The following is a 23,197-nucleotide window of genomic DNA, read 5'->3' on the forward strand; positions in this document are numbered from 1 at the left end:
AATGAAGTCCAGGATTAGTTTATTTAATATACTTGATTATAATATTTTTTATAGCTAATTCCGTGCTGTAACCGGGAGCGATATTCACTTCTACATAATAATGGAATTCGTCGTTCTTGACTATTATTGGTGTTTCAAAAAGCAAGTCTATAAATCCAACGCCCCCAGCATCGTAGGATGATAGATCAGCTAAAACTCCATCATCGCACATGAGGTTAATTTGCACATTGCTATCTAAAACACCGTCATGCCAATTGGAGATCACAGAAATAAGCTTTGCACCATCGGAAATGTGAATAGGCGCAAACATAATTAGTGGTTCTATCGAGCCTTCGTTAAAGGCATAAGTCGCGTTTAATCCAAGTATGCCAACATCGGGTTTCTGAAAATCCTCGGGATTCACACGATAGAAAAGCGTCTCAGCGGAAATTACAGTTCCCGTAATATAGAGATCACCATCGATACGAGCATTACCAATAACTTCGAATTTCTCGGTCGGGAAAGTCGTCCCAATTCCTACCTTCCCTTCCAGATCGATTATTAAACGAGTTTGTTCAGTTCCCAAATCTACTATATTAAAATTGTCCGCTGGACCCCACATCGAGCTTCCATCATTAGTTATTAACCACTCTCTATCGCTGGAAAGGGAAATCATCGGAGATATGTCACTTGGGCCAAAAATCCTTAAAACTGGTGAAGTTGCGTCGTAAACACCGAGTTTAGCATTTGGGGTATCCGTTCCGACACCGACATTTAAGGCCATATTGCTTGGATGGATCGCCGAGTTCGTAGCATTAGACATCCACAAGGCTGGTTCTGGCACCCCAGGAGTTTTTATTGGTTTTAAAAAGTAAATAGTATCACCTATCGAAGTGACAGTATCGACCACTACTTTATTAGCATAAAGGCTATCGAGATTTATTGGTGCTGAAATAATCATATCTGAGGAGTGTATTTCCTGAAGGCTAATATCCGTGCATGTTATCGATGAAGTCACATCGATGTTATCCATAAAATAAACCGATCTCCCAATCCTAGAGTCTATCGTATCCACAGCAATAGTAACTGGTGCAAGGACATCCAAAACCCAAACTGTATCGTTTGTTCCTTCGAGCGTGTCGGTTCGAATATACCTATCGATATTTATCGGTGCTGTGAAATCGATCAACTCACCTGCAGGTGAGTTTTTGCCAATTTGGTCAACAAATAGTGAACTCACACTCAAGGGATCTGGAACAGAAGCAGTGGGATAGTCCCAGTGAACAGAATAACCATCGCTCATAAGAAATTGCCCTGCGGTTCCAAAAGATTCACCATCGTTAATGCCTGCATTAATAGTTAGGCCTCCGTTAAATGTGGATTTACCGTATATATTGAGAGCTTTGCTCTCTGGGAAATCTGAAAATCCATGGACATTCAATGCGTAATTTGTAGTATCAATAGAGAAAAAATCGGCACCCATCGACGAAGAGAGCATCCCTTTGATGTTTGCATTCGCCGACGCAACCACAGAACCGTCTCTTTCAACAATAAGAGAGGAATTACCAATTTTGATAGGTTTAGTAGAAGCCATTCTAAAGGTATCGAGTGAAGAGTACATCCATGTACTATCACTAGCAGCAACATCAGATAGCCAGATCGCTCGTTTACCCTCGGCGAATACAAAATCACCTGAAATTGTATCTCCATTCTTCGAGAGGAAATTCCCCCCTTCGCTCGTATCGATAAAAGCCGCAAGAGTATCCCAAAGTTCGCTCCAATTTGCGAGATAAACCCCAGCCATTTCGATACCATCCCCAACTCTAAGTGTATCGCCGACTATCAGGTCGTGGGTTGTCTTAATAGTACCTCCCGGATCGATTATCAAGGAATTCATACACATCTTTATCGGAATGTTGGAACTCATCCGAACAGTATCTCCATCATTATAAATCCAACTGCTATCAGCACCATCGGGGCTTCTCCAAACCGAGCGCGCCCCAAGGGCGTGAAAGAGGTCACCTTTAATAGTATCTCCGTATATAGAGACAAAATCCTTCAGTGTGTCGAAATCGGTAGTCGTCGCCCAACTCGAGCTATCCGCCCAAACCGGGCGATCTGTTGTATCCATATATGCTTGAAGTGTATCCCAATTCGTGGCCGGCCAGGAATATCGATAAACTCCACCCAGTTCGATACCGTCTCCTACGCGTATAGTGTCACCGACAACAAGCGAGTGTGTTGCGGTTATAAGACCATTAGTGTCGGCAATTATGGACTGCATGCACATTTTAAGAGGCATGGTAGAACAAATATGAAAGGTATCGTCAGCGGCGTAAGCCCACCCACTATCTGTCATCCCCGGATTAAACCAAACCGATCTTTTTCCGTAGTTATGAAAAATATCGCCGTATATACTATCACCACTAATATGAACAAATTCGTCAGCATGTGTCGTGTCGATATAGGCATTAAGGGTATCCCAATGAACACTTCCCACAAAACCAGCTGAATCAGCAAATACTGCGGTATCGGCATAGATAGCCCTCATGGCAAGCATGTTATAGGTCACCGGAATCCGTGGAATCATGACATTACCTTCGACTTTGACCTCTAAGAAAAGATCCCCTCTGAGTTCTTCGCCATCAAGATCAGCATTGAACCATGCATCGAAAAGGCCTTTGGTAATAGGGATACTAATAACCGAATCGGAACACATAGGAATACTCGACCCAGGGGAATCATAGATTCCGAATACAATATCAACAGTATCGTTCACACCGATACCGGTCATACCTGTGAGTTTACCTTGATAGTTCAATGTAACTGCAATTAGAGGAAAAAATATTAATAATAGGACCAAAAACTGATATCTGTGTCTCATCCTGAACCCCATTTCGTTAAAAACCATGCTTATAGAATAATATATTTATTTTTCATCTTCAATTATACAATTAAGTATAATCATAATTTTAAAACAATAATACCTGTACATTGAGAATCTAGTTTGGTATAAAATAATTTTTTTTCCACATACCACTTGACATTTTTAACCATGCAGTATTTATTATATTATAGGGAACCGAAAGAATGTTATCTTTCGTGGGAAGAATCTCCTATTTATATAGGAGATTCTTATTTTTTATCCAAATATCAAGGACCTATATTTTTTTATGAAATTATGCCCTCTCTATACTATGGGATTGTAATTTTGCAAAAAATCTTTAGAATAATAGGCTGTTAAAATGCTAACGAAAGGTCTATATGCGTCGCTATATTCTCACTCCTGTTTATTTGCTCATACCACTTATATTGGTTTTTTCCGCATACTCTTACACTCAAACAACAGAAATGATCCCTATGAGGGATAGCGTCCATCTCGCAACCGAAATATATACACCCGCTGAAGGTGAAGGTCCTTTTCCGGTGATTTTGGAGAGGACTCCTTATAACCGTAATCTTGACGAAATGCTCGCCTCGCTCGTAACAGATTTTCTCGGTTACATTTATGTTAGTCAAAACCTCAGAGGCCGTTATGATTCCGAAGGCGAACCAATGGTTTTTCTGTCCGATGCATGGGGACCTTTAAAGGATGGTTACGACTGTATTCAATGGATTTCCGAGCAAAGCTGGTGTGACGGTCACATAGGAATGTTCGGGGCTTCTGCACCTGGAATGACCCAATACATGGCAGCAGGCGCCATGCATCCGGAGTTAGATTGTATCGTTCCGATTATGGCCGGCCCCAGCATGTATCACCATGTTGCTTATAACGGTGGCGCGCTCAGGCGTGTATTGGTTGAAGAGTGGCTCGATGACATTGGCGCTCCAACCTTGATCGATACAATAGCTAACCACCCAAACTACGATACTCTGTGGCAAGCTGTCGATCTAAGTTTAAAATACGATTCACTCGAACTTCCATCTTACCATGTAACTGGTTGGTATGACATGTATACCGACGGTCAAATAGAGGCCTTCCAACGGATGCAGGCAGCATTTGGAAATCAAAAAATAATTATCGCGCCTATCGGCCACGGCGATGCTGTTGGAACAGTTCATCAGGGAGATCTATATTATCCACCTAATGCTGAAGTTTCCGAGGAAGACCTAACTCTCATTGCTGTTGAGTGGTATGGTTATTGGTTAAAAGGTGAAGCCTCTGGGATTATGTCCGAACCCCCTGTGCGTTTTTATCTTACCGGAGATTGCGACACCGACGATACTCTTACTTGGAATCGCTGGATAAACATAGACCAATGGCCGCCAGTTGGCATGACTTACAAGGAATATTACCTTAAAAACGAAGGCTCACTCGATACGATAGCACCTATAACCGAGACCATAGACACTTTTATTTATGACCCTGACTATCCTTGTCCTACAATAGGAGGAAGGGAATACATCGGTCTTTCGACAGGCTACGGCCCAAAAAACCAAAATATTATCGAATCTCGGTCCGATGTTCTAATATACACTACTGCAGTTTTAGAGGAAACCTTATTCGTTTGCGGTAAAGTAAGAATGATACTCTATGGTGCCTCAGATAGATTTGACACGGATTGGACTGTCCGATTAACAGATGTATATCCTGACGGAAGGTCTATCCTTATGACCGACAATGTTTTACAAGGAAGACATAGGCATGGATTAGATGTTGTCGATTCGCTCGAACCAGGAGTTCCAGATACTTTTGACATCGATGTCTGGAGTATTGGCCACGTCTTCAATGCCGGTCACAAGGTTCGAGTTATAATTTCTTCCTCGAATCATCCGCGTTTCGAGCGCAACGCCAACAATGGTGGCCCATTCATGGTTGACGACCCATTTACTTTTACAGCAACAAACTGCGTTTATCGCACTCCCGAGCTTGCAAGCCATCTTCTGTTGCCGGTCGTGTCGTTCGAGTCATTCGGGATCGATGAGCAGATTACTGAATTACCGAAAAGCATCAACATTATGGCGCATCCGAATCCGTTCAACTCTGCTATAACACTTACATTTCAAGGCATAAATAGCATTGTTAATGCACAAATATTCGATTTATCTGGCAGGCTTATAGCCAATTTAACGTCGCCATCGATTGGGACGGATAATTCAACATCTATCATTTGGGAACCTTCGGAAGGAATCGGTTCAGGTATATACTTAGTTCGCGTCGATGCAGGAGGATACTCGACTACGGCCAGACTAGTATATCTTAAATAATCAGATAAAGTAATTTAATTTTTCGCACCATTTCCCCGGCGCTGTCACGGTTTTTGCTATTCCGTTAATTTGGAGTTAAGTTTCGCCTTTTTTGTGCAAAAATCCACCACACTCCTCCGCTTAGTCATGAAATTTGCTAGTTGGCAAATTTCACGCCATCGCCCCACCCGCGCCAGCGCTCCATCATCCTCGATTAATATTAATTTATAATTTCGCAACCTATATAGATTATCTACACTTATAATTTATTAGGGTTTAGTTTTATAATTTCAAAAAAGGGTTGCATTGAATCGAGTGATAGATATATTGGATCGAATTTAGAGATTAAATACTTGGAGGATATAATGTCTAGAATATGTCAAATATGTGGTAAAAGGGCTCGTTCTGGGAGGAATGTTTCACATGCGGTTAACAGGACTCTTCGCAAATTCAATCCGAATTTACAGAAGGTCCAAGCGATTGTCGATGGCAAACCTGTAAGGATGACTGTTTGTTCGAGATGCATAAAAGCAGGCAAGGTCATCAAGAACGTAAAATAGCATTTAGTTAAATATTGTGATAAATAAAGACCGCTTTGGCGGTCTTTATTTTTTTAATGTTATCCCTCGCTGTGATTTCGATATAAAATCCAGCAAATATTTTACTTCTGGAACAGTTGAATAGCGTTTTTCAATTTCTTTAACGGCCTTTGAAAAGGTAATTTTAGAATAATAAATAATCCTGAAGCAATTTTTCAGGATACGCATTGTTTCTTCGGAAAAACCTCGACGTTCCAGCCCGATTCTATTAATACCGGAAACTCTTGTTGGATCGGCACCTACAAGAGAATAGGGCAATATATCTTGGACAATCTTCGCGCCAGTTCCAAGCATCACATAAGAGCCTATATGGCAGAACTGATGTATTGGAAGTAATCCCCCTAGGATGGCATGGTCATCGATAGTAACATGACCGGCCAAATTAAGGCAATTTGCCATCACGATATCGCTTCCCACTCTACAATCATGGGCAATATGAACATATGCCATAAGCAGATTATCCGAACCTACTATGGTTTTACATGTTGCTTTAGTGCCTCGATGTATAGTTGCGAATTCTCTGATGACATTATTATCGCCAATCTCGACTGTAGTGGGTTCGCCATTGAATTTCAAGTCTTGAGGGGGAGCCCCTATCGATGCACAATGGAAGATTTTATTATCTTTTCCAATTTTTGTAAAGCCTGAAATCCAAACTGAAGATCCTATTTCACAGTTCTCTCCTATAACCGCACCGGCTTCTATAAAGCTATGCGGTCCGACTCGAACACCATCGGCCAACACAGCGCCGTCCTCGACGACAGCGCTGTGATGAATACTTAAGCTGCTCATTGACTATCCTTTAGTCTAGTCAGTTATCTGCGCCTTCTCCGATCACCGCCACGGTCCCCTCCCCTACTGCGCTCATTTTTTTCAGGTTCGACATAACCTTCGGGCTTAGGAAGAAGTGCTCTGCGTGATAGGCGAATCTTTCCGTCAGGCTGTATATCAATTACCTTTACCTGCACTTTATCTCCCATGCGCATAACATCTTCGACGTTCTGCGTCCTACCATATTCCATCTCAGAGATATGCAAAAGGCCATCCTGATTTGGAAGTATTTCAATAAACGCCCCGAAATCGGCGATCCTTACTACAGTTCCCTCATAGACCTTATCAATCTCAGCCTCTTCGGTGAGACCTTTTATTAATTGAAGAGCTTGTTCCAAACCATCGGCATTCGGAGAAGCAATTTGAACCGAGCCATCATTCTCGATAGCTACAGTCGTGTTTGTCGCTTCCTGTATCGAGCGAACCGTCTTTCCCCCTGGGCCTATAAGAAGACCGATTTTTTCAGGATTGATCTTAATAGTTACAATTTGTGGCGCATATGGAGACAGATGATCGCGCGGTGTAGAAATGGCTTCATTCATAATGCCGAGTATCGTCTCTCGTCCCTCTTTAGCTTGCAAAAGCGCCTTGCGCATGATCTCCAGAGAAACTCCTCCGATCTTAACATCCATTTGAAAAGCCGTTATACCTTCGCTAGTGCCGGCAACCTTGAAATCCATATCACCCATGTGATCTTCGTCACCTAGTATGTCAGTCAAGACTTCGTAGCGCTCGCCATCGGAAACAAGACCCATTGCAATACCTGCTACAGGGCTTTTTGTGGGAACTCCAGCATCCATCATAGCAAGACTTCCCGCACAAACCGTGGCCATAGAAGATGAACCATTAGATTCTAATATTTCGCTAACTAAGCGAATCGTATAAGGGAACATTTCCTCTGAAGGAACCACTGGTTGAATTGCTCTTTCCGCGAGCGTGCCGTGGCCGATTTCCCTTCTGGATGGCGCCCCTGCTCGTTTAACTTCACCCACAGAAAACGGTGGGAAGTTATAATGCAGCATGAATGTTTTGAAACTTTCGCCTCCAAGATCTTCGATCTTCTGCTCATCAAGCTTCGATCCAAGAGTCAGAACTGTAAGCGACTGAGTTTCGCCTCTTGTGAAGAGAGCACTACCATGCGTCCGGTTGAGATAACCGGGAATAACAGATATTTTTCTTATATTTGTAGTTGTTCTTCCATCTACACGCTTTCCTTTATCCAAAATCATCGAGCGCATAGTCTCGCGTTGAACCTCGTGAACGACGTCTTTAATTTCGCCCTCTTTTTCAGGAAAACTCTCGGCAAGATTCTCAGTAACCGAATGGGTTAGTTCGCGAAGCGCTTTCGCCCTCATATGTTTGCCTTCAGTGAGAAGAGCATCGGTAATTTTATCGGTAATTTGTTCTCTAACCGCTTTGTCGATTTCCGGATCAACCCCGGCAACTGGTTCATATTCGAATTTCTGCTTGCCAACTTTTTCAATAAGCTCAGCTTGCATTTTGCACAGATCATCCAGAATTGGCTTTGCAAACTCTAAAGCCTCAACAAGAAGATCCTCGGATATCTCTAAAGCACCACCCTCGACCATCAAGATATCCTCACCTGTTCCAGCGACAACAATATCCATAATGCTCTCGCTACGCTCTGCAAGTGTGGGATTGGCGATAAACTTCCCTCCCACATTACCTATTCTAACCACCCCAAAGGGTTCACCAAAAGGAATATCCGAGATGGATAAGGCTGCACTCGCTCCAACCATGGCCAGAACATCAGGATCATGCTCGCCATCGAAAGACAGCGGAATAGCAAAAATCTGAATCTCATACATGAAATCTTTTGGGAATCGAGGACGAACCGGTCGATCAATAAGCCTTGCATTAAGAACATCTGAGTTCGGCGGTTTACCCTCTCTCTTGAAAAAGCCCCCGGGAATTCTGCCTGAGGCATAAGTTCTCGTCCTATATTCAACCGTTAGCGGGAAAAAACTGTAATCCGACTTGGCTTTTGAATCCATACAGGCTGTAACAAGAACCTGTGTCTCGCCATAGTTAAGCAGCACCGCTCCATTAGCTTGCCTGGTTATCTCACCCGTCTCTATTGACAGTTCCACATTATTAATTGTAGTTTTAACTACTTCTTTTGACATTTTCTACCTTTCATCATTTAACTCCATCATCCCAGTCTAAAGACAGGGTAAATACAAGAACAGGAAAGTTTAGCGACGAATTCCAAGCTTTGCAATAAGAGTCTTGTAAGTGGCGTAATCTTCGTTACGCAAATAAGCAAGAAGTTTTTTTCTTCTGCCGATTAGAATATGGAATCCTCTCTTAGAATTATTGTCTTTCGGATGCTCTTTAAAATGCATCGAAAGCTGGGTGATCCTCTCCGTGAGAATCGCGATTTGGACCTCTGGTGAGCCGACATCGTCGGGTCTGCGCCCGAAGTCACTTATAATTTCCGCTTTTTTTGTTTTCGTGATAGACAACTTCATGCCTCCTTAGAATTATTAATTAACACAATACCTTCATCTTTTAACCATTTAACCAAGACCCGTTTGTCCTCGTCCATCTGCCTAACAAGATCCTCGCTACTCTGAAAAGTCTTCTCGCCGCGAAGTCTCTCGATTACTGAAACAGCAAATTCCTGACCATATTCCGCTCTTGGAGAATTAACTCCGTGAAATTCAGCAACAATTTCCCTCTCTCCGAAGGTAGGTGCTGAACCCACATAAAGCAATCCCGGCATACCATCGCCGTCAGTGGAAATATAAACACCGTTCGGAGGCAAAAGCTTATCCTCAGGGTGTTTAATATTCACTGTCGGAAATCCAAGCTTTCCCCCTCTTCCCATACCTCTAGACACTACTCCCGAAATAGAATACGGCCTTCCGAGCATCTGTGCAACCGAGCTCATTTCACCCGCAATAAGGCAATCCCTGATTCGAGTGCTTTTAATCGCCAAATTATCCCAAAGAACGGATTCGACAACAATCACCTCGAATCCCATCTCTTTGCCCAACGATCTCAATACCTCTTGTCCACATCTATCACGCCCAAAAGCATGATCCTTACCCAAAACCAAAGCCTTCATACCTAGAGAATCGATCAAATAATTCAAAATAAATTCTTCCGCCGATTGAGAAGCGAAAGATTCAGAAAACTCAACAAAAACCGTACTATCGACTCCAAGTCTCGAAAGAAGCGATATCTTTTCGGACTCCGTTGTTAAAACAGGAAAACCATTTCGGGCTAAAAACGCGCGTGGATGCCTTGAAAAGGTTAAAACAACACTTTTAAGGCCTTTTTTTGAAGACACACCCAAAAGGGAAGAAATAACATCGCGATGCCCAAGATGTAAACCATCGAAGCTTCCAACCGCAACAGCCGTTTCTTTAAGCAGAAACGACGGATTTAACAGGTATTCAGTTTTCAATTTTTTCCGGTCGGGTTAAAACTCGAACGAATTCGAAATCATTCCCTTTCATAGGTGATTTCCTCAAAACAGCTATTAGTTTCGCAGAATACGAAACGTAGAATATACTGCCCGTTCCAATTTTGTCAATATCTATTTGCGCGTGAATCCCTGAGGCAATCTGCCTTGCAATATTAAAATCCACCTCTAGTCCAGGCATAACCAATGCCTCGATAGGATTAATTATTTTATCACCTAAAACGCCTAGCTCCGCCATTTTAATAACATTCTCAAAGGTTATAGAATCACTGATATCTCGATCACCGATTTTAGTTCTCCTAAGTGTTGTCAAATGGGCACCACAACCAGCTAAGTCCCCTATTCGTTCAGCTAGAGAGCGAATATAAGTGCCTTTTGACACCCTTGCCTCAAACTCGAAATCCGGCAAGTCGATATTCGTAATATCGAATCTGAAAACCTCGATCCTTCTCTTAGGTAACTCGACAGCCACACCTCTTCTGGCATATTTATATAAAGCTTTACCCTTTACTTTAACAGCAGAATAAATCGGCACAGACAACTCTAACTCCCCTGAAAGACCTGCGGCTATCTGCCGAATACCATCTTCATCGATTTTAACTTCATGACGCTCAAGAACCTCCCCCTCTCGATCCCCTGTGTTTGTGCGAATTCCAAGCCGAGCTCTCCCAATATAGGTCTTCTCTAAATTAGTAAAAAAAGGATTTAACTTTGTTGAACTTCCGAGAAGCACTTCGACTAATCCTGTAGCCATTGGATCGAGTGTGCCTGTGTGCCCGGCTTTACAACCTAAAACCCGTCCGATCTTCCTAACATAGTATGCAGTTGATCCGTCCATAGGTTTATCAAGAAAAATCAAACCGTCAAACAATACTCTTCTCCTCCAGCTTCTCGAACTGGGTAAGTAAACTCTCCATTCTATCGAGAATAACCTCTCTAGCTAATGAGAGAGGCATATTAAGGGTGCATCCCGCAGCGTTATGATGGCCACCACCACTAAGTTCAGATGCTATAGAACCGATATCTATGTTGCCTCTACTTCTGAGTGAAATCCGGATAACATTGCGGGAAAGTTCTTTGAACAGGGCGGCAGCCTCGACACCTTTCACGCTCATCGCAAGATCGACTATTCCCTCTGTATCATCGAAGGTTGTCGAGAATGATTTTACCGAAGCCTTATCAAGAGTAAGAAGGAGAATCTTAGAATCATAGTAACCTCTTGTATTATATAAAGCTATACCGATATTCCTAAGGTATTCCTCAGAAAAATTATAATACAACTGAGATGTAATATTTGTTAGATCGAGATTTCCGGAATCTACAAGCCTCGCGCAAATCTCGAGAGACTTTGAGGTTGTATTAGAATAGGTAAACCTGCCAGTATCGGTGAGAATAGCGGAATAAATGGATTCAGCAATATCCATGGTAAAATTGGCATCAAAAATCTCTAGTATTTTATAAATCATCTCGCCTGTGGCAGCTGCGCTCGGATCGATCCAATTGATATCGCCGAAAGGTTTTCCCTCTTTATGGTGATCGATGACAATCTTCTTCGAATCCGAATAATCCTCAGGGAACAACTCGCCCCAATCAACGCGATTTTGTGAAGAACAATCAAGAAAAATTAGAGTATCTATTCCAGAAGTAAAAACCGAACCGGCACCATTTTTATGCTTTTCAAGGAAAAAATACTTTTGAGGCCACACTGAGGGCGCAGGGATAAAAGCTTCTTTTTTCATCTGGTGTCTGATGAACGAACTAAGGGCAAGCATAGAACCAAGAGAATCACCATCAGGATTTTTATGCCCAAGGATCAAAAATTTACTCCCTATACGAAGCGCTTCAATTATTTGATCCGGAACTTTATTTATGTTCGACATTGATATCATTCAGTATTCGTTCGATTTTATCGCCGTAGGCTATTGACTCGTCGCGGACAAAAGTGAGTTTTGGCGAATAGCGTATAACAAGCATAGAAGCTACTTCAGATTGAATGAAACCCCTGGCACTTTCGAGAGCTTGATCAGTATTCGCGGCATCTTCCTCATTACCAAAACAACTAAAATATACCTTCGCCGTCCTAAGATCGGGAGCAACATCGACCTTTGTAAAAGAAATCATACCAGCAAAACGAGGGTCATGCAACTCCCCTCTAGTAAGAAGATCGCTGATTATCCTTTGAATCTCTTTACCTACTCTTTGGGTTCTCATTGACACCTAAAGATACTCCCTTTCAACATCGAGAATCGTTACCCTATCGTCTCTTTCAATAAAATCCTGAATATTATCGAGCCTTTTATCCACATCAATCCTCTTCATAGCTATTGTAACCAGCCCTAATTTGCTTCTCTGCCATTTATCATGAAAATCTATCTCCGCAAATGAAACATTGAATTTCGATTTTATTATGTCTTTAATTCTCCGAATCACTTGTCTCTTCTCTTTCAAAGAATGAGAGCTTTTAATAATAATCTCCAGACTTCGATACGCAATAATCACGGCTCTCCCATTTATTCGAGTCGCCTGAGCACCTTCTTAACCTCATATGCGACAAGAATATCTCCCTCAACGAAATCCTTGAAACCAGATAACTCGATCCCGCATTCGAAACCTGCATTAACTTCCTTAACATCGTCCTTAAAACGCTTCAATCCAGTGACCTTGCTGTTTCCGATAACCTCACCAGCTCTGACTACTTCAATCTTGAATCCTCTACGGAAAACACCTTCCTGAATGTAACTCCCAGCAACAAGACCCACTCTAGGTATCTTGAATACCTGTCTAATTTCAGCAGTCCCTGCCTTTTCTTCTACTATCTCCGGCTCGAGCATACCCTCCAGTGCCGCCTTAATATCCGCACTTAACTCATAAATAATGTCATATAGCTTAATATCTACGCTTTTTTTCTTAGCAAAAGTCTTAGCAAGGTTATCTGCTTTGATATTAAAACCTACAACTACAGCGCTCGAAGCCTCAGCGAGAAGCACATCGTTTTTAGTAATAGCTCCCACACCCGAATGAATAATCTTGACCTTTACTTCGGAATCCCCAAGATTGCCAACAAGCATAGAGATAGCTTCTAAGGAACCATCAACATCAGCCTTGAGAACAACTGGAAGTTCCTTTATGCCTTCACCCTGAACAAGAGAGAAGAAATCTTCCAACGTCATACTCTTAAAAGCGCTTTCCTCTGTGGTAGTAGATTTAATCCTATTATCTTCGGCTATGTGGTGAGCCTCAGAATCAGATGAAACGACAATAAACTCCTCACCAGCTTGAGGAACACTGCTCATACCTGTAATAACCACTGGAGTGGAGGGTCCAGCCATCTTTAAAGCCTTACCTCTTTCGTTCTCCATACTACGAATTCTACCTGAACAACAACCCGAGACGAAAGAATCACCTTTTTTCAGTGTACCCTCTTTGATAAGCAATGTTGCTGTCGAACCTCGGAATTTATCGAGTAAAGCCTCGATGATAACGCCCCTAGCCGAACCTTCTGGATCGGCTTTAAGCTCCATCATCTCGGCCTGAAGAGCTACTAACTCCAGAAGATGAGGAACACCCTCCCCCTTCAATGCGGATATCTCCGTCGAAAGAGTGTCTCCACCCAACTCCTCCACCATTAACCCATAGCTTGCAAGTTCGGATTTAATCCTATCCGCGCTGGCCCCAGGAAGATCCATCTTGTTGATAGCAATAATAATAGGAACCTCCGCCGCGCGAGCATGATCTATTGCTTCTTTTGTCTGAGGCATAAGTTTATCATCCTGCGATACAACAAGAATTACAATATCTGTGACATCAGCACCGCGAGCACGCATCTCTGTGAAAGCAGCATGGCCGGGTGTATCAATAAATGCAATGCGACCTTGTTTGGTTTCAACAGAATAAGCGCCGATATGTTGTGTAATGCCTCCTTTTTCGCCCGCAACTACGTTAGCACTACGAATATGGTCAAGTAAAGTTGTTTTGCCATGATCGACATGTCCCATAACTGTAACAACCGGAGAACGGGAGACTCCTCCTACCCGAACCGCCTTTTTTTTCTTCCTTTTCTTGGCCTTCTTTGCCGATTGCTCCTTAGCTGTGGGAACAGCTTCCTCTTCTTTAGAAACATCTTCAGCTTTGACTTCACCCTCTACCTCAGAAACCTCGCCATCCTTAGCCTCGGATATTTGGACTTCTTGTTTTGCTCCATGCTTCTTCGCCTCTCGAAGTTCAGCAGGTTTCTTGTGGAATTCCTTTTCATCCACAAGTATCGGGAAGAACCCGAGCTCTTCCGAAACCGCTTCGATAACATCGAGAGATAGCTTTTGGTTGGCGGTTGCCATAACCCCGAAAGTCATACACGCACATAGAACATCACGAGTGGTGACACCAGCAGCCTCGGCATATTCCGAAACCTTCATTTTCTCGAGTATATGTAATGGTTTAAGCTTCTTGGGCTTTTTAGGTCTTGGTCTAAGCTCTACCACGGATGTCTTAGGAACTTTCGTGGGAGGCTTTTCAGGCTCCACCTTGACAATACGCCTTGGGGTAACCGGTTTAGGATGTGCGCTTCCAATAGACTTCAGAATCGCCTCCCTACGTTCCCTCCTACGCTTCTCTTGAAGCGTTTCCAGTTTGACCTCGGTTTTCTCGTCTTTAGATTTGGTGGCTTTGCTCTTTTTGCCAGAGAAACTCTCGGCGATTTTCTCTTCCATGATGGAGTCGATAGAACTGGAGGCTGTTTTTTGACCGAAACCCAGCTTCTCCAGCAATTCGATCAACTCTTTGCTTTCGATTCCCAATTCTCTTGCTTTTTCGTAAATCCTCATTGCTTACTCGAAACCCCTAAATATAGCCTATTCTTTTTCTGAATCGCCGTTTGATTTTTCATCGCGTTTGCGTGCCTCATAAGCTTCACGCTCGGCTTTCTTACGCGCGCGCTCCTCTTCGGGATCTATTCCACGCTCTATTAAAAGCGCTTCCCTATCCGTGACAAAACCGTATTCGAGCCCAATATCCTCCATTGTAACTAGCGCATCTGCAAGAATAAGTGGTGCTTCCTCTCCAATACCCGGTATCTCCTGTAGCGCGGCCACACTCATGCGGGCAAGCTTCTGAACAGTATCGATATCGAAGCTATGAAGAGCTTTGGCTTGCTCTGGCGTAACCTCGGGAAGCTCTTTAACATCCATAAGAAGCGACTGATACTGCTCACGCCCAAATAGAGTAATTCGCCACCCTGTAAGTTTTGCCGCAAGGCGCGCATTCTGACCACCCTTACCGATAGCCAATGATAACTCGTCGTCATCGACAACAACTATCATATGATTTTCGTCGGCAGCCAAAAAAGCCATCAGCACCGTAGCTGGCGCTAACGCCCTTGTAATAAACCTTTCAGGATCCGAATCCCATCCGATTATATCTATCTTCTCATTATTCAATTCTTTAACAACACTTTGAACACGAGTTCCTTTAAGACCAACACAGGCTCCTACAGGGTCTATCTTTTCGTCCACACTATAGACAGCAATTTTGCTTCTCTCCCCAGCTTCGCGAGCAATTGCGACTATCTCGACACGACCCTCATAAATCTCCGGAACCTCGAATTCAAACAACTTCCGCAAAAAATCAGCCGATTTCCGTGATAAAAGTATCTGCGGTCCTCTCGGGTTCTTCTGAACATCCAAAACAAGTGAACGAATGATCTTGCCAATACTATATCTTTCTCCCGGAATCTGCTCTCCACGAGGAATGACTCCCTCTGTCCTTCCAAGATTAATAATAATTGCGCCCTTCTCGATTCTCTGTATCGGACCCGAAGTTATCTCTTTTATTTTGTGTTGGAAATCAGCAAATACATTTTCCCGTTCGGCTTCACGGATTCGTTGAATCAATATCTGCTTAGCAATCTGGATAGCGTTTCTTCCAAAAGTCGCCAGATCGAGATAAACCCACATCCACTGATTAATACGAATATCCGGATCAAGCGCTTTTGCCTCGGCAGCATCAATATCGAGAAGCGGGTCTTCAACCTCACGCTTGACCTTCTTCTTAGCTCGAATAGCCAAGCGTCCAACCTTGGGGTCGAATTCAACTTCAACATTATCGGCGCTGCCATATTTCTTTTTTACAGCTAGAAGAAGCGCATCTTTAAGGGTTTGAACCACTGTATCGGCATCGAGAAGCTTCTCGTTTATTATCTCTTCCATAGCCTCTACGATTTGGATATTACCTAATTCTTTTTTCGCCATAACTCTATCCTTAAAATTCTATTTCGATTTTCCCTTTTACTATATCTTTAAGATTCAATTCTTCCGTTTCATTCTCGTTTTCGATAACAATCTTGCCATCAATCGAAGACACAACCACGCCAATCTTGACTATGCCATCTACTAGCGTAAACCTAACTCTTTCTCCTTCAACCCTTCGAAAATCCTCGCAATTTGTTAATTTCCTATCCAAACCAGGCGAAGTAACCTCAAGATTATAAAAACCAGGAATAATATCTTCCGCATCGAGTAAATCGCTAACGTGCCGCGAAATACCCGATACTGCTCCCATATCAAAATTCTCCTTAGACCAGACAACAACCTTAAGTGTCTGGTTCTTTCCATTACCTATCACCCTCAACTCGACCAACTCTATACCTTTCTTATCCAGAAAAGGCGTCAATATACTTTCAATATTGTGCAAAATATCTTTCACAACAACAATCTGTTTAATGCTATGCAAATAATCCAATAAAACTAATACTAAAACATCGGAATGCAAGTAAAATATTGCGTTTGAGTAATTCCTTTTAAATAAATCTCCAAAAATCATCTTATGATTTTATAATAAATTCACAAATCTACCAAAAAATGACATCATTCTAAGTTCATCGATAAGCGCTAACACTAAATCTCACATATCCACTAAACCACACGACAGTAGCGCATAAAGGCCTCGATATTTCTGCCTTCGCAGAAAGCCTGCATTCAACGTGCTAAAAAAATAGCCGATCGGCCGGAGCAAGATATTATCTTATTTTATAAAAGTTGCCTCCGGACACCTGCTCCTTGCCAAAAGCAAAACTCACGATGCTTCAAAGCGACCTATCATAATGTAGTGCTAATTCTATCCTGTGGGAAAATGGGAGAAGCATATAATATACCATAAGATAAAATAATCCAATATATTATCGCGAAATTGCCTTAAACTCATATTCAGTAGTCCAAAAACCTCTAACATTTATCGTATCGGGAGAAATATAAGCTTCTTCGGAAAATATTAAAGGACTCAATTGACCATTCGAAAATTCAGAATCTCCATTGGCATCGCAGAAAGCAAATAAAACATAAGATCCCTCAGGAAGATAATCCGCTTTATAAAAACCATCGGAAAGCTCGAGTCTATACGCCGCTGAATCATCATTAACCGAATATGCAGATATAATTAGATTCTCGCAATCGACTACAGATCTAACCTCAAGAGCCCCGAACTGCGATTGATCGAGTATATTAATCCTCCGTCTAATAGTATCTTCAATAACCTCGCCAGCAATAGTAATGGAAGAATCTAGAGCCCACATTAAATCTCTTCTTAATGGCCATCGATCTAAAGGTTTAAAAACGAGCCAGTATGGATGTTCAATAGATGTTCTACCGGGAATTTTCGCACCGGTGGAATCTTCCACTATAATTATACCCTTATCAATGGGCTTACTCAATTTGACAACCAGAGATTCATTAGGAAGAATTGGCTCCTTAGAATAGCTCACCTTCGTGTGAAGTGTATCCGATTTGACTACGGGAACCTCGAAGCTCATTTCATCGGGTATTAATTCATTACCCGCCAAGTCTTCAATGTTAATTAGTTTAAACCTATTATCAGCGATATCGAAAGCCTCAGAAACAAATATGTAAGCCGTGTTTGCACTTCCCTTTCCCAAAATCAAATCCGTGGATTTCGAAGAACTAGAAAAGATCAGGCGAGCACTCGGTCTTAATTCAATATCTTCTGAAAACCTGAGTTTCAATACATGCTCATTTTCTGCAAGCACCGAAATAAGTCTCGGGGGAATAGTATCGACAGGCTCGGACAACATTACCCAAGCAGGACGCTCACCAGCTTTGCATAAGGCGGGGGCATAAGCCAATTCCTCCCCATCGTTAGGTTGGCCATCGCCGTTAATATCCCTAAAAGCTCGCAGAAAATAATCTCTCTCTGGGAGATTATTAAGTGTGAACCTACCATCGACACCCACCCATGAAGCCGCAATAGGATTATCTACTATTCTCAGAGGAGAAATATCTTCCAGCGCAAAAGCCTCCACCCTCATATCTCCTGCGGGAGAAAAACCGTTCTTTTGATAAATTCTACCTCGAATATCCAGGCTATCGATGCTTTGGCCAGTGCTAAACGCGAAACCCTCAGAGCCACTAAGATAATTATTTCGGTAGTCGCTAATCTTAGAAGAAATGGAAACCCTATATGTCGTGTTTGGTGAAAAAGGTTCTTTGTGTGTAATTGTGAGTTTCTTACCTTTTATCTTGGTTTCAAGACCCTCTACTCGAGGTAAGAGAATAGTCGCATTTTTTATGGGCTTGATGTATTCATCAAAGCATATAACAATATTCTCTGTAGGTGAAACTCCGAGAGATAAACTCTGGGGATTCGTCTCCACTATCTCAGGAGGCGACTTATCCTCAGGCCCTCCTTGCGGCGCCTGAATTCTTGCACAAGACAGACCAAAAATCCATAAAATGATTAATGCAAGGGGTTTACTTCTTTTTTGCAACAATATGCCTTTATCAAAGCACACTTACACTACGCAATTTCTCGATTATGGGAGGCATCACCCGAAGGACATACTCGATATCCTCTTCAGTATTCTCGCGTCCAAGTGAAAAGCGAATACAACTGTGGGTGCGAAGAGGATCGAAACCCATCGCTTCGAGAACATGGCTAGCTTCCAGGCTTTCGCTCGTGCATGCCGAACCACTACTCAGAGCTATCCCCTGCATATCCATAGAAAGCAAAAGGCTCTCGCCTTCTACCTTATCGAAGCTAAGATTCAATAAGCTATCCAGCCTGTTCGTGGGATGCCCGTTAAGTGAAACACCATCGAGAGCATCATTTAGACCCTTAAAAAGCATGTCAGTAAGTTTTTTAACCCTCGCGGAATCCTTTTCTAAACCATTAACAGCCAATTCGAGGGCCTTTGCCAATCCCATAACACCGGGGACATTCTCTGTTCCTGCACGCATTTTTAGTTCATGGACTCCACCCGATATAAGTGGCACCAACTTGGATTTATGCTCTCTCTTGATATAGCACATGCCAACACCCTTTGGACCGTAAAACTTATGCGCGCTAGCTGCTGCAAAATCGAAGTCTAATTCCTTTGCCCTAACTGGAATCTTGCCGAATGCCTGCACAGCATCGGTGTGAAAAAGTGTGCCATTATTATGAGCAATTTTGGCCAATTCGGCAATCGGCTCGATAGAGCCGACTTCATTGTTGGCCATCATTACAGAAACAAGAAGAGTATCCGGTCGAATAGCCCTTTTAAGGTCATCGGGCGAAACAAAACCAAATCCATCGACATCTAGGTAAGTTGCATCGAATCCAAGTTTTTCCATAAACCGAACAGATTCAAGAACAGCCTTGTGCTCAATTTTGGAAGTAATGAAATGCCCTCCCTTACCGAGATTCATCAATCCGATACCCTTAATAACTAGATTATCACTCTCGGTTCCACCAGAAGTAAAATAAATCTCTTCCGGCTCAGTTCCTAATAATTCGGCTACTTTATCCCTAGCCGATTCGATAGCAGCACGGTTCCATCTTCCAAACTGATGAAGACTCGAAGGATTACCATATTGTTCAACAAAATAAGGCTCCATGGTATTGAGGACCTCTGGACGCACAGGCGTAGTAGCAGCGTGATCTAAATAGACTTTTCTCATAATTTCCTCCTATATATTTGAATAAAATAGAGGTGAAGAAACATAAGTCAATATTATTCGAACGGATTCTTCTTTTTTTCTCCACCTAAATTAGCATTTCTAACCACATCTATTATTTAAACCTATAATCCGAAGAGACAATAGTAACAGCCAATTACTTCGATATAAAACACATGCTCTCCATCGCAGAAGCAATCCACACACACATTGAACACTGATCAATCTATCCCCTTCAGGGTGCGTTTCTTTACGCAGCGCACGACGCCCCCGACACATAGAGTCATCCGAAGAGTTTTATTTGTGCAATAAAAAAAGGCGGCTTAAAAGCCGCCTTTATACATTCCGATTAAGCAAATAGATTACTTAACGGCGTTCTTAAGGTTCTTACCGGCCTTAAACTTAGCAACCTTAGTCGCGGGAATCGTTAATTTGGCACCCGTGAGCGGATTGCGACCAGTTCTCTTAGCTCTCTTGCTGATGGAAAAAGTTCCAAAGCCCACGAAACTGATCTTATCACCCTTCTTAAGGGTTTCGGTTATCGTATCGAGGGTGGCTTTGAGAGTTTTGTTAATCTGAGCTTTGCTCATTTCGGTTTGGCCAGCTACCTTGGCTACGAATTCGTCTTTTGTCATTTTGCGCCTCCTTTGCGTTGAGTTTTGCGGGTCGATTCAGCTCAAACCCGCAGTTTACAGTCATCTGCAAGTGAAATTAGAACTTCAAAATCCAATTGTCAAGGTTTTTTTTGTTTTTATGAAAAATTTTTTCCCTAAGAATGGGGCTTTGAGAGCAAAATACCTTGAATAATACTTCTTTTAAAACACTAACATAAAAGTTATCAATGCTATCTATCTATTTGATGTTCAATGCTTTAGCCGCAAAGCAAGCATTTGCGCTTGATTAATCAACAGCTTGTCGCCCTCAAATTTAAGCCCAATAATATTTCTATAAATTTTTTAGCGCACTTTTCCGCGTGACCCCTCAACCTTGATATCAGGAAGCTTTTTAATGTTAATTCGAAAATACCATCCCTTCCTAAACCCGGACGGAACCCACACGAAAGTCCCCTCCCAACAACCCATATCGCGCCACAATCTTAACTCATCACTTACCTTCTCCATCTTCTCGATATCATAATAATGTGAGTATTCGAGTCGCCAGTTTTGAGTAATGTATATATCGAGCCCGCCTTTTAACCAATGCGAAACAGATAACACTCCACCAGACAGCCTGTCCGATATATAATGAGAAATCGAGGCCTTGAAATCGCGCCTGACTCTTGATAGTGAATCGCCAAATGAAAAATTGCCCCTGTAGGAGAGGTTCGTTGTGATCTCGCGCGAAAGAAGCCTATAAGTCGATGGTTCATCGCTACCCTCAGGATAAACCGAATGCGTGAATCCCGCAGTCATCGATAACCAGCTCGCAGGCGATGTTCTAATACTTGTTCGAATATCAGATATCTTGGCACCCTCAGAGAAAAAATCGTAACTCGTTGAAGTCGTGACAGTTCCAAGTCTAATATTCCTTTGGTTACCAAGAGAATCTGCCAATTTTAAAAGTCCTAAATCTTGAGTGATAGAAACATTAGCCTTAAATGCTTCGGAACCACCACCGGCACTGATACCAGCAAACGAATAAAAATTCTCCCCACTCTCGAATTCTGGAGTCCAGGATAAACCAAATTTAGGGGCTATATCATGTTTCAATGACTCGATACCTAGAAAACCCACAAGAGGTATTCTACCATAAATATTCGTGTTAGCATCGACACCGGCATTGTAGGTAAACCTCATCGGCCAGGCTGTAGAATCGACACCTTCATCAATAGTCACAAAACGCCCGCTCACGCGGGGGTTAAGCGTAAGATAAGGACCAAGCAAAAAAGGTAAGCTCAATGATGGATCGCTCTGAACTCCAAAATGCTCCAGCGAACCGAGTGTATCCGATTCTTTATAATAAATCGAATAGCCATTCAGAGCCAACGAAAGTTTGTTATAAAACTTGCTATTAAGTTCATTCTCAGCAGGAAAAAGCGGTCGCGTATATCGGCTAATCTTTATCTTTGGTATTTTGCTTGTTATTTTGCCGGTCTCGAGATTCTCGTTTCTTTCGACACCTAAAGACAAATACCCCCAATCGAAATCCTGGGAAAAAGCCGCCGAACTCGAGAGATTACGCTGCATACGCTCCTGAGGATCGAACTCGACATCGGTTAAATACTCCTTATCACTGACAAAACTCGCGCGTGCCGTAATCGAGCTACGGGGCCAGAGATATTGTAAATGGCTTCCTGAGATGCTCCACCTATTCGATCCGGTGCTTTGAAGGAATTCCCTTTGACGGCGTATTTCATAAATCGTCGAGATATTCCCCTTCATTTTATACCTAAGGACATATTGACCAGCACTCCTGAGAATAAGCCCTTTTCCCTCATCATAATCGACGCTAGCCTTTATATCCCAATAATCGCTGGGCGCCCAATAATACCCGATATTTCGGATGAACCTATCACCCTTCTGAAACTGACCGATATCGAAGGTTAGAAGCCCGGAAGTCCTTCCCGATTGAACAGGAAAAACAAAGAAAGGAATCGCAAACAGGGGTAAATGTCCTATATACAATACTATATGACGGGCTATAGCCTTTTCTTTGGGAATTAGTTTTACTCGATCACTCCAGAAATGTGTCATAGCCGTTTCACATTCACAAGGCACAAACTCGGAGTTAGCCACGAAAAGCGTTTCTCCTTGAGCTTTATGAACAACACCACCCCTGAAATAACCAAGATCGAGTGAGGAACTCGCAGAAACCATTCGTCCGCGACCCGTATCGACATTATAAATAATTTTCTTTCCCCTTATTGTCTGCTTATTATCAGAGAGAACAGGCATACCGACTGTTGAATCCTCCAAAACTTGAGGCCTTGCTATAAGAAGATTCCTCTTAATCTCATATTGAACATCACCGGCTTCAAGGGTCATATCGTCATAGCTAATTTTAGCTTCCCCCTGAACAGCAACTATTTCATTCTCTCGCGAGAGAGCAAGATAGTCGCCACTATAATATAAGGTATCTTCGGATTCGACCGATTTTAAGGAATCTGAGGAGAGCTCTCTGGAAACATAATAACCATCGACACCATTATGAACCTCGATGCTATCGAATTTCGCCTCACCAAACCAAACTGCAATACTATCCCCAATGGTTGT

18 protein-coding genes are annotated in these 23,197 nt (G+C 42.5%); 2 read left to right on the plus strand and 16 right to left on the minus strand.

The window, feature by feature from the left end:
• Positions 1-19 precede the first annotated feature (19 nt).
• Positions 20-2,800, minus strand: a complete 2,781-nt coding sequence (locus tag KAH81_01305; GenBank protein MCK5832285.1) for a hypothetical protein — start codon at positions 2,798-2,800, stop codon at positions 20-22.
• A 443-nt stretch (positions 2,801-3,243) separates the two neighbouring features.
• Here KAH81_01305 and KAH81_01310 point away from each other — a divergent pair, with 443 nt between their 5' ends.
• Both KAH81_01310 and KAH81_01315 read left to right on the plus strand, forming a co-directional pair.
• Positions 3,244-5,187: a CocE/NonD family hydrolase gene (locus KAH81_01310; GenBank protein MCK5832286.1), complete on the plus strand. Its 1,944-nt coding sequence runs from the start codon at positions 3,244-3,246 to the stop codon at positions 5,185-5,187.
• Between the two features lie 344 nt (positions 5,188-5,531).
• The gene (locus KAH81_01315) at positions 5,532-5,726 is read left to right on the plus strand and encodes a 50S ribosomal protein L28 (protein ID MCK5832287.1); all 195 of its coding nucleotides are present in this window, start codon (positions 5,532-5,534) and stop codon (positions 5,724-5,726) included.
• 45 nt (positions 5,727-5,771) lie between these two features.
• Here KAH81_01315 and lpxA read toward each other — a convergent pair whose 3' ends face one another.
• The 15 genes from lpxA to KAH81_01390 form a co-directional block, all read right to left on the minus strand.
• A complete protein-coding gene (gene lpxA, locus KAH81_01320) occupies positions 5,772-6,557 on the minus strand; it encodes an acyl-ACP--UDP-N-acetylglucosamine O-acyltransferase (GenBank protein ID MCK5832288.1) in 786 nt (261 codons plus the stop codon).
• A gap of 23 nt (positions 6,558-6,580) precedes the next feature.
• Entirely contained in the window at positions 6,581-8,743 is a 2,163-nt protein-coding gene (locus tag KAH81_01325) for a polyribonucleotide nucleotidyltransferase (protein MCK5832289.1), read from the minus strand.
• 69 nt (positions 8,744-8,812) lie between these two features.
• On the minus strand, positions 8,813-9,082 hold the full coding sequence (gene rpsO, locus KAH81_01330; protein ID MCK5832290.1) for a 30S ribosomal protein S15: 270 nt from the start codon (positions 9,080-9,082) through the stop codon (positions 8,813-8,815).
• A gap of 2 nt (positions 9,083-9,084) precedes the next feature.
• The gene (ribF, locus tag KAH81_01335) at positions 9,085-10,029 is read right to left on the minus strand and encodes a riboflavin biosynthesis protein RibF (GenBank protein MCK5832291.1); all 945 of its coding nucleotides are present in this window, start codon (positions 10,027-10,029) and stop codon (positions 9,085-9,087) included.
• Entirely contained in the window at positions 10,019-10,885 is an 867-nt protein-coding gene (gene truB, locus KAH81_01340) for a tRNA pseudouridine(55) synthase TruB (protein ID MCK5832292.1), read from the minus strand. The genes ribF and truB overlap by 11 nt, the downstream gene beginning before the upstream one ends.
• Positions 10,886-10,910: 25 nt before the next feature.
• Positions 10,911-11,927: a bifunctional oligoribonuclease/PAP phosphatase NrnA gene (locus tag KAH81_01345; protein ID MCK5832293.1), complete on the minus strand. Its 1,017-nt coding sequence runs from the start codon at positions 11,925-11,927 to the stop codon at positions 10,911-10,913.
• Positions 11,911-12,258, minus strand: coding sequence for a 30S ribosome-binding factor RbfA (rbfA, locus tag KAH81_01350; GenBank protein ID MCK5832294.1), 348 nt, complete (start codon positions 12,256-12,258; stop codon positions 11,911-11,913). Before rbfA ends, KAH81_01345 begins: the two co-directional genes overlap by 17 nt.
• A 6-nt stretch (positions 12,259-12,264) precedes the next feature.
• A complete protein-coding gene (locus tag KAH81_01355) occupies positions 12,265-12,546 on the minus strand; it encodes a DUF503 domain-containing protein (protein MCK5832295.1) in 282 nt (93 codons plus the stop codon).
• A gap of 11 nt (positions 12,547-12,557) precedes the next feature.
• Positions 12,558-14,867 (minus strand): translation initiation factor IF-2, encoded by a 2,310-nt coding sequence (gene infB / locus KAH81_01360; GenBank protein MCK5832296.1) that lies wholly within the window; start codon positions 14,865-14,867, stop codon positions 12,558-12,560.
• Between the two features lie 27 nt (positions 14,868-14,894).
• Positions 14,895-16,289: a transcription termination/antitermination protein NusA gene (gene nusA, locus KAH81_01365; GenBank protein ID MCK5832297.1), complete on the minus strand. Its 1,395-nt coding sequence runs from the start codon at positions 16,287-16,289 to the stop codon at positions 14,895-14,897.
• Between the two features lie 10 nt (positions 16,290-16,299).
• Positions 16,300-16,770 (minus strand): hypothetical protein, encoded by a 471-nt coding sequence (locus KAH81_01370; GenBank protein ID MCK5832298.1) that lies wholly within the window; start codon positions 16,768-16,770, stop codon positions 16,300-16,302.
• Positions 16,771-17,215: 445 nt separating this feature from the next.
• Complete coding sequence (locus KAH81_01375) at positions 17,216-18,817, minus strand: Ig-like domain-containing protein (GenBank protein MCK5832299.1); 1,602 nt, start codon at positions 18,815-18,817, stop codon at positions 17,216-17,218.
• Between the two features lie 13 nt (positions 18,818-18,830).
• Positions 18,831-19,988 (minus strand): cysteine desulfurase, encoded by a 1,158-nt coding sequence (locus tag KAH81_01380; protein ID MCK5832300.1) that lies wholly within the window; start codon positions 19,986-19,988, stop codon positions 18,831-18,833.
• A gap of 359 nt (positions 19,989-20,347) precedes the next feature.
• Positions 20,348-20,620: an HU family DNA-binding protein gene (locus KAH81_01385; protein MCK5832301.1), complete on the minus strand. Its 273-nt coding sequence runs from the start codon at positions 20,618-20,620 to the stop codon at positions 20,348-20,350.
• Positions 20,621-20,941: 321 nt separating this feature from the next.
• The coding region (locus KAH81_01390) for an LPS-assembly protein LptD (protein ID MCK5832302.1) at positions 20,942-23,197 on the minus strand (2,256 nt) is incomplete at its 5' end.

The organism is bacterium (genome assembly GCA_023145965.1).
GTDB lineage: Bacteria > UBP14 > UBA6098 > UBA6098 > UBA6098 > UBA6098.